This window comes from Pseudothauera lacus, from assembly GCF_003034845.1.
In the GTDB taxonomy this organism is placed as follows: domain Bacteria; phylum Pseudomonadota; class Gammaproteobacteria; order Burkholderiales; family Rhodocyclaceae; genus Pseudothauera; species Pseudothauera lacus.
This window is the reverse complement of sequence record NZ_PZKC01000004.1, coordinates 192,193-204,262: the sequence shown is the minus strand read 5'-3', so window position 1 is coordinate 204,262 and position 12,070 is coordinate 192,193. Positions and strand designations below refer to the sequence as shown.

The 12,070-nt window shown below is 67.6% G+C and carries 10 protein-coding genes and 1 tRNA gene; 9 read left to right on the top strand and 2 right to left on the bottom strand.

What is annotated here, in order from left to right:
• Positions 1–34 precede the first annotated feature (34 nt).
• The 5 genes from pdsR (at position 35) to C8261_RS06440 (ending at position 4,963) form a co-directional block, all read left to right on the top strand.
• On the top strand, positions 35–724 hold the full coding sequence (gene pdsR, locus C8261_RS06460) for a proteobacterial dedicated sortase system response regulator (protein ID WP_107492840.1): 690 nt from the start codon (positions 35–37) through the stop codon (positions 722–724).
• Entirely contained in the window at positions 721–2,349 is a 1,629-nt protein-coding gene (locus C8261_RS06455; RefSeq protein ID WP_107492839.1) for a histidine kinase dimerization/phospho-acceptor domain-containing protein, read from the top strand. The genes pdsR and C8261_RS06455 overlap by 4 nt, the downstream gene beginning before the upstream one ends.
• A gap of 110 nt (positions 2,350–2,459) precedes the next feature.
• Positions 2,460–2,535, top strand: a tRNA-Gly gene (locus tag C8261_RS06450).
• 162 nt (positions 2,536–2,697) lie between these two features.
• Positions 2,698–3,306, top strand: a complete 609-nt coding sequence (locus C8261_RS06445) for a YiiX family permuted papain-like enzyme (protein WP_219905153.1) — start codon at positions 2,698–2,700, stop codon at positions 3,304–3,306.
• Positions 3,307–3,640: 334 nt separating this feature from the next.
• The gene (locus C8261_RS06440; RefSeq protein ID WP_107492838.1) at positions 3,641–4,963 is read left to right on the top strand and encodes a chemotaxis protein CheW; all 1,323 of its coding nucleotides are present in this window, start codon (positions 3,641–3,643) and stop codon (positions 4,961–4,963) included.
• A 1-nt stretch (position 4,964) separates the two neighbouring features.
• Here C8261_RS06440 and cowN read toward each other — a convergent pair whose 3' ends face one another.
• On the bottom strand, positions 4,965–5,297 hold the full coding sequence (gene cowN, locus C8261_RS06435) for a N(2)-fixation sustaining protein CowN (protein ID WP_107492837.1): 333 nt from the start codon (positions 5,295–5,297) through the stop codon (positions 4,965–4,967).
• Positions 5,298–5,359: 62 nt separating this feature from the next.
• Entirely contained in the window at positions 5,360–5,992 is a 633-nt protein-coding gene (locus C8261_RS06430; RefSeq protein ID WP_146161653.1) for a Crp/Fnr family transcriptional regulator, read from the bottom strand.
• A 406-nt stretch (positions 5,993–6,398) separates the two neighbouring features.
• On the opposite strand from C8261_RS06430, the gene C8261_RS06425 reads away from it, so the two are divergent.
• From C8261_RS06425 to C8261_RS06410, 4 genes are all read left to right on the top strand, one after another.
• Positions 6,399–7,511, top strand: coding sequence for an FIST signal transduction protein (locus tag C8261_RS06425; RefSeq protein WP_107492835.1), 1,113 nt, complete (start codon positions 6,399–6,401; stop codon positions 7,509–7,511).
• A gap of 8 nt (positions 7,512–7,519) precedes the next feature.
• Complete coding sequence (locus C8261_RS06420) at positions 7,520–9,568, top strand: PAS domain-containing hybrid sensor histidine kinase/response regulator (protein WP_181358867.1); 2,049 nt, start codon at positions 7,520–7,522, stop codon at positions 9,566–9,568.
• Positions 9,569–9,669: 101 nt separating this feature from the next.
• Positions 9,670–10,284 (top strand): response regulator, encoded by a 615-nt coding sequence (locus tag C8261_RS06415; RefSeq protein ID WP_107492833.1) that lies wholly within the window; start codon positions 9,670–9,672, stop codon positions 10,282–10,284.
• 156 nt (positions 10,285–10,440) lie between these two features.
• Entirely contained in the window at positions 10,441–12,063 is a 1,623-nt protein-coding gene (locus C8261_RS06410; protein ID WP_107492832.1) for a methyl-accepting chemotaxis protein, read from the top strand.
• Positions 12,064–12,070: the final 7 nt, after the last annotated feature.

Genomic DNA, 12,070 nt, shown 5'->3' with positions numbered 1-12,070 from the left:
CCATTGGCGCTTTGCCGAAGTTCCGGGGCTGCACATGAAACGCCGCATTGCCATCGTCGAGGATGAAGCCGCCATCCGTGCCAATTACGCCGAGGCGCTCACCCGCCAGGGCTATGAGGTTGCCGCCCACGCCGACCGCGCGCAAGCGATGGCCGCCTTCCGGGTGCGCCTGCCCGACCTCGCGGTGATCGATGTCGGCCTTGGCGACGAGCCCGAAGGCGGCTTTACCCTGTGCAGCGAGCTGCGCGCGCTCTCCCGACGCCTGCCGATCATCTTCCTTTCTGCGCGCGACAGTGATTTCGATGTCGTCTCCGGCCTGCGCCTGGGCGCCGATGACTATCTCACCAAGGACATCTCCATGCCCCACCTGCTGGCGCGCATTGCGGCCCTGTTTCGCCGCATCGACGCGCTTGCCGAGGCGAAGCCGCAGGAAGACTGCCTTGAGCGCGGCGCCTTGCGCCTGGACGTGATGCGGCTGGCGGCGCAGTGGCGCGGGGAGGCGGTGGATCTCACCCTTACCGAGTTCTGGATGGTGCATACGCTGGCCAGGACCCCCGGCCACGTCAAGAGCCGCGACCAGCTCATGCACGATGCCCGTCTGGTTGACGACGGCACCATCACCTCGCACGTCAAGCGCATCCGCCGCAAGTTCGCGGCGGTCGATGACGCTTTCGACGCCATCGAAAGCGTCTACGGCATGGGCTACCGCTGGAAGGACGCATGAGCACGCCGGCGCATCCGCGCCTCAGCCTGCGCAGCAAGCTGGCGCTGCTGTCGCTGCTCCTGCTGGCACTGCCGTGGGTGGGCTACCGATACGTCGTCGAGATGGAAGCCTTCATGGTGGATGGCCAGCAGCAGGCCGTCATCGCCACCGCGCGCGCGGTGGCCACGGCGCTGCACGAACGTCCGCAACTGCTCGGGCTGCGCGAATGGGAGCCGTCTTCGGCGGTGGCTGCGGGAGATTCGCTGTTGCCCGGGGAGGAGATCATCGACGTCATGCGCACGCCGCTCGCCGCGCTGATCACCCCGCAGCGCAGTCTCGCCGAGCTGGAGGCCATACTCCGCGGGGTGCAGCGCAGCACCTCGCGCATCAGCGTGGTCAGCCGCGATCTGCGTGTGCTGGCACTGGCCGGCCAGCTCCCCGCGGCCGATGAGGCGCCGGAGGAGGGCGCGGGCTACTGGCTGGCAACCTGGCGGCGCTGGGTCGCGCGCATCGCCCAGGCGCCCGGTGAGGTGGTCGGCGATGACTGGGAGATCATCCGTGGGCGCGAGGTGCACGACGCGCTGATGGGTATCCCCGCCGCTGCCCTGCGCGGCAGTGGCGACGGCAAGGCCTTGCGGGTTTCCGCCGCCCACCCGATCTGGGAGCGTGATCGTGTCATCGGTGCGGTGGTAGTGGAGGAGGACGCCCGCTCCATCGCCTCGCTGCGCCAGCATGCGCTGGAGCGCCTGGTGCTGCTCACGGTGATCGGCTTCGGTCTCGTCGCCTTGCCGGTGCTGGCCTTTGCCTCCCATCTGTCGTCGCGTATCCGTCGCCTGCGCGACGAAGCCGAGCACGCCATCGATGGACAAGGGCGCATCACCACGCTGGTCACCGCCTCGCGCGCGGGCGACGAGGTCGGCGACCTGTCGCGCAGCTTTTCCGCGCTCCTCGAACGCCTCAGCGGCCATCATGCCTATCTCGAGAACATGGCCAGCCGTCTCTCCCACGAACTGCGCACCCCCATCGCCGTGGTGCGCTCGTCGCTGGAGAACCTCGATGCCGCGCAGCTGCCGGAGGATGCCCGCACCTATATGGAGCGCGCCCAGGGCGGGCTTGACCGCCTTTCGCGCATCCTCTCGCGGATGAGCGAGGCGACCCGCCTCGAACAGGCGCTGGCAAGCACTGCCAGCGAGCGTTTCGACCTGCGCGCGGTGCTTGCAGAATGCGTCAATGGTTATCGCGCCGTGCATCCGGCGCAGGTCTTCGAGGCCGAGCTGCCGCCCTATCCGGTGTGGGTGCGCGGTGCGCCCGATCTCGCTGCGCAGATGCTCGACAAGCTCGTCGACAATGCCGTCGATTTCACTGTCGCGGGGGCGCCGATCCGTGTCGTCCTGCAGTTCCAGACCACCACCTGCACGCTGGCGGTGATCAACCGCGGCCCCTTGCTGCCGGACGCCCTCCAGGGGCGGATGTTCGAGGCCATGGTGTCGGTGCGCAAGGCCGATGGCAGTGGCGCCGATCCTCATCTGGGTCTCGGCCTCTACGTCGCCCGCATGATCGCCGCCTTCCACGGCGGCAGCCTCAGTGCCACCAATCTGCCCGGCGGCGACGGCGTCTGCATCAGCGCGACGCTGCGCCTGGCGTGAGCAGGGCGCTTTCTTCGCGGGGGTGTTGCATCGCTGTGGGAAGGGCGGTATAGTTCGCCCCCGTCGCGCAACGCACGGCACGGAGCAAGGCTCCACAGGCAGCACGATACGCGGGAATAGCTCAGTTGGTAGAGCGCAACCTTGCCAAGGTTGAGGTCGCGAGTTCGAGACTCGTTTCCCGCTCCAGACATTCGCTGATGAGGCCTCGATGCCTCATCGGCAGCACGAAAAAGGAGCCGCAAGGCTCCTTTTTCGTTGTCGGGGGCGTCGCCGCCATTCTTGCGGTTATCATATTGCGCCGTACCGGCGGCAGTTGTCCTGCCCCGGGCGACACCTTGTGGAGCAATCGTGAGACTTCTGCTCATCTCCCTGCTGTTCATCCTCGCGCCTGCCTGCCATGCTGCAGGCGCTTATCAGGCGCGTGGTGGCGACATCATCTTTCACACCTCGCGTTCGGCACAGAGCCTGGCGGTGCAGAAGGCCACGGCATCGCCCTACAGCCACATGGGCATGGTGTTCATCCGCGACGGCCAGGCGCTGGTGCTGGAGGCCGTCGAACCGGTGAAGTTCACGCCGCTGGCCGACTGGGTGCGCAGGGGCGAGGGCGGGCGCTTCGTGGTCAGGCGCCTTGTCGATGCCGGACAGGTGCTCACGGCAGCGGCGCTGCAGCGCCTGCTTGCCGAAGGCGAGGCCCTGCTGGGGCGTCCTTACGACCTCTACTTCGAGTGGTCGGACGAGCGCGTGTATTGCTCCGAGCTGGTCTGGAAGGTCTATCAGCGCGCGCTCGGCATCGAGATCGGCGCCCTGCAGACGATCAGCGAATTCGACCTGTCCCATCCGGCCGTCCAGGCCAAGATCCGCGAACGCTGGCCAGGCCAGCCGCCCGCCGACGAGCAGGTCATTTCTCCCGCCGCGATGTTCGCCAGCGATCGCCTGGTAACTGTTTACGAGAACTGAGGCGATGCGTCAGACACTGATTCTGTGGCCTGTACTGGCCCTAGGGCCTGTTCTCATTCGCGCTGGCGGTCGCGCTTGCACCAAATGGCTCGCAGATCAAGGCGCGCCGACGCAGCAAGACTGGCCGTCTTGCAAGGAGGCGCAACGCCGAGATGCGGGCCATTTGGTGCGAGCCCTTCGGGTGGGCCAGTCTGGCCGCGCCGGCGGCGTTGCGCTCGTTGTCAAGGGAGCGGCCATTGACTGCCTCGCGCGCCTTGCCGGCACAGCCAGACTGGCCCACGCGATCCGCCAGCGCGAATGAGAACAGGCCCTAGCCTCGCTGGCCATCGACATCATGGACCGCAACCTGTACGAACGCGCCAATGACTGCCGCTGGTGGGCACTGACGAGCCTGTTCGCAACCCAGCTGGCGCACTGCCGCGCCGACTCCGCGGGGGTCGGCGCGCGCATCACCGCGGTCCTGGAGGCGATCAACGCGCTCTACACGGTGTACGACAACCTCGTCGTCTTCGACGCCGCCGGCGTCGCGCTGGCGGTCTCCAACCCCGAGTATGGCGACTGTCTGGGCCAGACCGTGAACGAGGAATGGGTGCGCCGCTGCCTGAACCTCACCGATACCCAGAGCTACGTGGTGTCGGCCTTCGCCCCCACCCCGCTGTACCGCAACCGCCACACCTACGTCTATGCCGCAGCGATCCCCGGCAACGACGGGCGGGCCTGCGGCGGCATCGGCATCGTCTTCGATGCCGAACCCCAGTTCACCGCCATGCTGCACGACGCCCTGCCGCGCAGCGCCGATGGCGAGGTGCTGGCAGGCAGCTTCGCGGTATTCGCCGACCGCCAGCGCATGGTGATCGCCAGCACCGACGCACGCTTCCCGGTCGGCAGCACGCTGCCGGTGGGCGACGGCCTGCTGCGTCTCGACAACGGTGCGCACACGGCCGACATCCAGCTCATCGGCGACAGCTACCACGCCATCGGCGTGTCCATGTCGGCCGGCTACCGCGAGTACAAATCCGCTGCCGACGCCTACCGCAACGACCTCGCCGCGCTGGTCTTCGTACCGCTGGAGAGCCCCGCGGCAGCGGCAACGGCAACCGCTCCCCAGGACAGCGTACGCCTGCCGCGTCTGCGCCAGAACGCCGCAACGGTGGCCAGCACGGAGATCGCCACCTTCTTCATCGGCGACGAATGGCTGGGCATCGCGGCCAGCCGCGTGCTCGAAGCCGTCGACGCCGTCGGCATCACCCCGGTGCCGGGCCTGCCCGCCCATGTCAGCGGGGTGTTCATGTTCCGCGAGCGCCCGGTACTCGTGCTCGACCTCAAGGACCACCTGCGCCTGCGCCGCCCGGTCGATGCCGGCAGTTACCGCCAGGTCGTGGTGGTGCGCGGACGCGACGAGGCGCCCTTCGGCATCCTCGTCCACCGCCTCGGGGAAATCCCGGAGGTCGCCAACGACCACATCGACCCGGTCAACCAGCTCTACCAGAGCAACGCCGCCCTGGCCGAGTTCGTCGTACGCCCCGAACACGGCGACGAGGCCATCCTCATCGTCCTCTCCCCCGAGCGCATCGTCGCCCGCCTGCTCGGCGGGCAGGCGCTGAGCGCCGAACACGGCAGCATGGCCCTGCAGGTGTTGCAGAGACAGGCGGGCTGATTCAGCAGCACTCCTCCTCGATGCGTTCGAGCAGCGCGAGGGCCTCGTCGTCGCCGTGGGTTTCGAACAGTTCGCGGATCATGTTGATGTAGCTATGTACCAGGAAGAGTTCGTCACAACGCTGGCTGCTGCGTCCTTCCAGCTTGTCGCGGAACTTGTCCCAGAAGGCATTGCTCTGCCCGGGCTGGTCGATGTGGCGGCGCACGTACTGCATCAGCAGACGGGCGTTGCCGTCGCAGTCGATGCCGCAGAAGCTGACGTAGCGGTCCGGCTTGTCGAGGGCCTGGGCGAAGGGGTTGGCGGCCACGGCTGCGGCGTAGGGATTGTCGGACATCGGGGCACTCCGGGCAGAAGGGGTGATGGCGCCATTGTCGCCGCCTGCCGCCGCGCTGTCTGTCAGCCAGCCGACAAACCGCCGGCGCCGGCACGCCGACGCAGCGCTGCCGGATCGAGGATGATCAGCGCACGCCGGCCGTCACGCGCCAGCACACCACTGCGCACCAATCCGGTGAGCAGGGAAGACACCGTCTGCCGCGTGGTGCCGAGCATGCGGGCGATGTCCTCGCTGCGCAGGGCGAGGGGCAGACGCAGCCCCGCGGGCAGGGCCGGATCGATAGCTGCGGCCTGTTCGAGGAGGTAGTGCGCCAGGCGCGCGGGCACGTCGCGGAAGGCGAGATTCTCGATGATGTCGATGGAGCCGGCGAGCAGCCGCGCAAGCACGCGGATGACCACCGGGGTGAGCTGCGGCTCGGCCAGCAGGCGGGCCTGGAAGCTGCGCGTGTCGGCCACCTGCACGCAGCAGTCGGTGACCGCCTCGACCCAGGCACGGCTGTGGGTGGAGAAGATCTCCCCGGGTTCGAGAAAGGCCAGGGTGAGCTCCTTGCCCTCGCCGGCGAGGAAGACCCGCGCGCGCCCGCTCTGCAGCACGAAGACGCGGTCGCCGGCCCGTCCCGGCGTACAGATGAAGCTCCCGCGCGGGTGGTGGCGCAGCTGAGCGCAGGGGAGCAGGTCGCTGGGTGCGGGATGCACGGGTTCAGCCCTCCCCACAACCCACGCCCGGCTTGTCGAAGACGTGTACAGGCTGCCTGTTCATTGTTAGCAGGCGAATGACGCGGTCACCAAACCGGGGGATGGGGGCAGCTCCGCCGCGCACCACCGCACCGGCACGGTGCAGATCGAGGCAGGCCGGCACACGACGCTGCCCGGCAGGGAACGAAGGCGACGCAGCGAGGGGCAAGGAAAGATCGGACATGGATCTGCAGGAGTGGGGCGGCTCATCAAGCCAAGCAATAGCCGGGCCAGCAGAAAGTCAGAAAAGTGTCATTTATGGCATTTTTTTTATTAATTGCAAATATGCAACCAACCCCAATGACCCACCCACACTGGGTTAAACTCCACCCGACGCGTTCAACTACACGGGAGAGCAATCTTGACCATGCCCCGGCTTTCCATCCACTTCAGCGCCGATCCGGCACCGGCCGCACTGTTCGCCCTCGCCGGGCAAGCTCTTGCCGGCGGTGCACGGGCCCTTGCCATCCTCGCTGCCGACGGCAACGACTGTCGCGCGGATGATTTCGACGACTGGTTGCGCAGGCTCGACGTGCCGGTGTGCGGCGGCGTCTTCCCGCAGCTCATCCACGAACGCCGCAACCAGCCGCTCGGCTATCTGGTGATCGGCTTCAGCACCGCGCTGACGGTGGTGGACCTGCCCGGCCTCTCCGACCCCGATGCCGACTACTATGAATCGGTGGAAGCGCTTTTCGATGGCACGGAACCGCCGCACAGCCTGCTGGTGCTGGTTGACGGCATGGCCACCCGCATCGGCGCACTGCTCGACGGCATCTACGATGTCCTGGGCAGCGAACCGGGCTATTTCGGCGGCGGCGCCGGCAGCCTCAGCTTCGTACGCAAGCCCTGCCTGTTCTCCAACCAGGGCATGCTCACCGATCATGCCCAGCTGGTCAGCCTGCCGTGGCCCCTGGACCTCGCCGTCGAGCACGGCTGGCAGCGCTTCGCCGGCCCCTTCGTGGTCACCGCGGCACAAGGCAACATCGTCACCCACCTCGACTTCAAGCCCGCCTTCGAGGTTTACCGGCAGCACGTCGAGGCCGACAGCGGCCAGCGTTTCGACAGCGGCAACTTCTTCAGCATCGCCAAGGCCTACCCCTTCGGCATGGAGCGTCCGGATGGCAGCCTGGTGGTGCGCGACCCCATCACCCGCACCGACAGCGGCGTCACCTGCGTCGGCGAGGTGCCCGCCAACAGCGTGGTGCACCTGCTGCGCGGCCAGCCGGAGGCGCTCATCGACGCTGCCGCGCGTTGCGGCAAGCAGCTCGCCGCCGGCAACGACGCAGTAATGGTGGTGGATTGCATCAGCCGCGTGCTCTTCCTGCAGGACGCCTTCACCCGCGAGCTGGAGGCCGTGCAACAGGCCGTCGGTGCACGTCCGCTGTTCGGCATGCTCACCCTGGGCGAGATCGCCAACGGCGGCAGCACCTGCCTGGAGTTCTACAACAAGACCCTGGTGCTCGCCTCGCCACGGGCCTGAGCATGCCGATGCCGCCGCTTGCCAACCAGAGCCTCGCGCTCGTCGCGCTGCAGTACGAGCTGGCCCTGCTGATCGGGCAGGAGCTGCGCCTCGGGCCAATGCTGCGCCGCTTCTTCCCGCCGGCGCTGAAGCTGCTCGGCTGCCGCGCGGCGCACGTCTGGCTGGACGAGAAGGACGGTGAGGAGCCGGTGCATCGCTTTGCCTACCCTTTGCGCGAGAGCACGCTGCTGGCCAGCGACCCCACCCTGCTGGCGGCGATGAGGCACTACGCCGCCGACCGCCAGCCCAGCGCCTGCGTAACCGGCCCCGACCACAGCCATACCCATTTCATGGCCCTGCCGGGGATCGGCCTGTGCGCACTGGTCCGCCCAGGCCGCCCCATCGACGACAGCATCATCGCCGCCCTCGAACCGATCTTCGCGCGCCTGGCGACAGCCTGCCGGGCGTGCATCAATCACGAAAGCACCGAGCAGCTGCGTGCCCTCGCCGCCGAGAACGAAGTGCGCCTGCGCACCGTACTGGAAACAGTCGGCGAGGTGATCTTCCAGACCGACTGGGCCGGCCGCATGCACTTCGTCAACACCGCCTGGGGCCGTATTACCGGCTTTACCCACAGCGACACGGTCGGCCAGCCCCTGGAGAGCTTCTTCCACGCCGAGGACGCCGCAGCGGCGCTCCCCCTGCTCGACGCAGTCAGGCAGGGGGAGCGCAGCACGACGCGCTTCGAGACCCGCCTGCGCACCGCGGGTACGCAGCGCCCGTGGGTCAGCGTGCAGGTCAGGCGGCGCGACAACATCGGCGCCCTCGACAGTGGCCTCATCGGCACCATGACCGACATCAGCGAACAACGCCAGATGATCGACGAACTGGTTCAGGCGCGCGCCAGCGCTGAAGCCGCCAGCGAAGCCAAGAGCGCCTTCGTCGCCAACATGAGCCACGAGATCCGCACACCGATGAACGGCATCATCGGCCTCGCCCAGCTCACCCTCGAAGAAACCCTGCCCGATGCCGTGCGCCGCAACCTGCAGATGATCCTGGGTTCGGCCGAACACCTGCTCACCATCATCAACGACATCCTCGACTTCTCCAAGATCGAGGCCGGCCGCCTGGAGTTCGCCGACGACAGCTTCGATCTTGCCGCGCTGCTGCGCAGCAGCCTCGCCAGCTTCGACCTCGCCGCGCAGCGCAAGGGCCTGCAGCTGGCGCTGGAGCTCGACCCGCGGCTGCCCCCCCAAGTCCGCGGCGACCCCGCACGGCTGCGTCAGGTACTGATGAACCTGCTCGGCAACGCGGTCAAGTTCACCGCCCGCGGCAGCGTGCGCCTGCTCGGCGAGCTTGGCGAGATCGCCGCCGGACACTGTGCGCTGCGCTTCACCGTCGTCGACACCGGCATCGGCATCGCCGCCGACAAACAGGCCCACATCTTCGAGCCCTTTGCCCAGGCCGACGCCTCGATCAACCGCGCCTACGGCGGCACCGGTCTGGGACTGACCATCTCGCGCCGCCTGGTGGAGATGATGGGCGGCACCCTCGACTTCGACAGCACCCCCGGACAGGGCAGCCGCTTCAGCTTCTGCGCCCGCTTCGCCCTCGCCGAGAGAGGCAGCGCGGCCTTGCCGGCCACCGTCAGCCCGCCTCCCGCGACAACGCCGGCAGCGCCGGCAACGCGTACGCGCAGCCTGAACATCCTGGTGGCCGAGGACAACGAGATCAACCGCCGCCTGATGGACAGCCTGCTGCGCAAGCTCGGCCACCAGGTCAGCTTTGCCCACGACGGCACGGCCGCAGTGCAGGCCTTCAAGGACGGGCCCTTCGATCTGGTCCTGATGGACATGCAGATGCCGGTACTCGACGGCATCGCCGCCACCCGCGCCATCCGCAGCCACGAACAGGACAGCGGCGCCACACCCACCCCCATCGTCGCACTCACCGCCAATGCCATGCAGGGTGACCGCGAACGTTGCCTGGCCGCAGGCATGGACGACTACCTCGCCAAACCGCTGCGCCGCGCCGAACTGGAACGCGTGCTCGACGCCATTGCCGGCCCGGCAGACTGAATGCCCCGCCAGCGGCGGCTGGCGCGCATCGGAGAAGATGCCAAATCTGCATTAATATGCCAATATTCGGCCCCGGCATCATATTTGGCATTTCCAGCAAAATGACCCGCAAGACCCCTTCCGCAGACTATTGCAGCACCACCCAGGCCGCGCGCCAGCTCGGCCTTTCCCTGGGCACCGTCCAGCAGATGGTGGAAAGCGGGGTCCTCGAAGGCTGGAAGACCGCCGGCGGCCATCGGCGCATCCTGCAGTCCTCGGTGGACCGCTTCATCGCCCAGTCGCAGACCGGCACACGCAACGGCAGCGCAGCGCGCCCGCACGGGCAAGCGCTGAAGATCCTCGTCGCCGAGGACGACACCGTCCTGCAGAAGCTCTACCGCCACTCCATCGATGCCTGGCAGCTCCCCGTCAGGCTCGACATCGTCTCCAGCGGCTTCGACGTCCTGCTCGCCATCGGCCGCGACACCCCCGACCTGCTGATCACCGACCTGCGCATGCCGGGCATGGACGGCTTCGAGATGATCCGCCGCATCCGCGACAACCGCCTCGCCGCCGACACCCACATCATCGTCGTCTCCGGCCTGTCAGCGGCAGAGATCGCCGAACACGGCGGCCTTCCCGAAAACATCACCGTGTTCGGCAAGCCGGTACCGATGCGCGAACTCAACGGCTACGTGCTGGCGATGGTGGCGCAACAGCGCCACGCGCGCAGTTGATCCTCGGGCAGAAAAGCCACGCTTATTCTTGACTACTCTCATTTTTGCCAGCTTTGCTGCTTTGCTACCATGCAGACAGGTGGCAAGCCCTGATCAAGAATGCTTCACATCCGCCGTTAACGCCGGTAACGATCTGCCCGGCGGGCAAGGAACGATATGCGCCGACTTCAAGACCTCCCCATCTGGCTGCGCCTGGCAGCCGCGATCTGGCTGATGCTGATCCTGGCCTGGAACACCATGATCATCTGGGAGACGCGGGTCAGCCGCAACACCGCCATCGAGCAGGCCAAGGACTTCGCCAGCACGGTCAATGAGATGACCATGGCGGGGCTGACCGGGATGATGATCACCGGCACCGTGGACCAGCGCGACGTCTTCCTCGACCAGATCAAGGAACTCTCCTCGGTGCGTGACCTGAAGGTGCTGCGCGGCGAGGCCACGGCACGGCTGTACGGCCCCGGCACCGCAACCGAGACCGCTACCGACGAGGCCGAACGCGGCGTGCTCGCCGGCGGCGAGGCGGTGATCCGCGTCGAGCGTGATGCGCACTACGGCGAGCATCTGCGCGTGGTGCTGCCCTCACGCGCCTCGGCCAACTATCTCGGCAAGGACTGCCTGGTCTGCCACATGGTCCCCGAAGGCACCGTGCTCGGCGCGGTGAGCATGCGCATCTCGCTGGACAAGGTCAATGAAGCGGTCGATGACTTCCGCAACCAGATCTTCCTCTTCGCGGTGATGGTGTCGATACCGCTGCTCGGCTTCGTCGTCCTCTTCATCCGCTCCTTCGTCACCCGCCCGCTCTCCGAACTGAGCGCCAGCCTTTCCGAGATCGCCCGCGGCGAAGGTGACCTCAGCCGCCGCCTGAAGGTCGGCGGTCACGACGAGATCGGCTCCACCGCCGGCACCTTCAACCAGATGATGAGCACCATCGGCGGGTTGGTGAAGCAGGTCGGGGAATCGGCCGCAGCGGTAAGCGAATCGACTCGCGGCCTGTCGGCGAGCGCCGCACGCCTGGCGCAGAGCACTCACCGCCAGAACGAGCAGTCGGTGAGCGCCGCCGCCGCGGTCGACGAGATGCTCGGCAACATCACCCACATCGCCTCCAGCACCGAGGACGTCCGCGAACGCTCGCGCGAGAGCCTGGCGCGCTCGCAGGAGGGCCAGCGCAGCCTGGCGCAACTGGTCGGCGAGGTCACCGAGGTGCAGCAGGCGGTGCGCCACATGGCCGATTCGGTGGGCGAGTTCGTCGAATCGACGAAGGCGATCACCACCATGACCCGCGAGGTGCGCGAGATCGCCGAGCAGACCAACCTGCTCGCCCTCAATGCCGCCATCGAGGCCGCGCGTGCCGGCGAACAGGGCCGCGGCTTTGCCGTGGTCGCCGACGAGGTGCGCAAGCTGGCGGAGAAGTCGGCGCGCTCGGCGAGCGAGATCGACGGCATCACCCAGCAGATCACCCGCCAGTCGCAGTCGGTGCAGACCTCCATCCACCGCGGTCTGGAGCATCTCGATTCGAGCCGCAAGGCCGCCGAGGAGGTCTCCGGGGTGCTGGAGGCGGCCAACGCCTCGGTCAGCGAGGTCGGCGAGGGACTCGACAACATCGCCAGCGCCACCGCCGAGCAACGCCGCGCCAGCGAGCAGGTCACGCGCAGCATCGACGCCATCGCCACCATGGCGCAGGAGAACGAACGCGCCATCCAGGACACTGTCGCCGCCGCCCAGGAACTCGAACGCCTGGCATCGGGGCTGCAGGAATCGGTGGCGCGCTTCCGGCTGTAGGTGCATG

Excerpts from the sequence above, each read along its gene's own strand:
- C8261_RS06410 (WP_107492832.1), top strand. The coding sequence starts at position 10,441 with ATGCGCCGACTTCAAGACCTCCCCATCTGGCTGCGCCTGGCAGCCGCG.
- cowN (WP_107492837.1), bottom strand. The coding sequence starts at position 5,297 with ATGTCCGACAATCCCTACGCCGCAGCCGTGGCCGCCAACCCCTTCGCC.
- C8261_RS06415 (WP_107492833.1), top strand. The coding sequence starts at position 9,670 with ATGACCCGCAAGACCCCTTCCGCAGACTATTGCAGCACCACCCAGGCC.
- C8261_RS06440 (WP_107492838.1), top strand. The coding sequence starts at position 3,641 with ATGGACCGCAACCTGTACGAACGCGCCAATGACTGCCGCTGGTGGGCA.
- C8261_RS06455 (WP_107492839.1), top strand. The coding sequence starts at position 721 with ATGAGCACGCCGGCGCATCCGCGCCTCAGCCTGCGCAGCAAGCTGGCG.
- C8261_RS06425 (WP_107492835.1), top strand. The coding sequence starts at position 6,399 with ATGCCCCGGCTTTCCATCCACTTCAGCGCCGATCCGGCACCGGCCGCA.
- pdsR (WP_107492840.1), top strand. The coding sequence starts at position 35 with ATGAAACGCCGCATTGCCATCGTCGAGGATGAAGCCGCCATCCGTGCC.
- C8261_RS06420 (WP_181358867.1), top strand. The coding sequence starts at position 7,520 with ATGCCGCCGCTTGCCAACCAGAGCCTCGCGCTCGTCGCGCTGCAGTAC.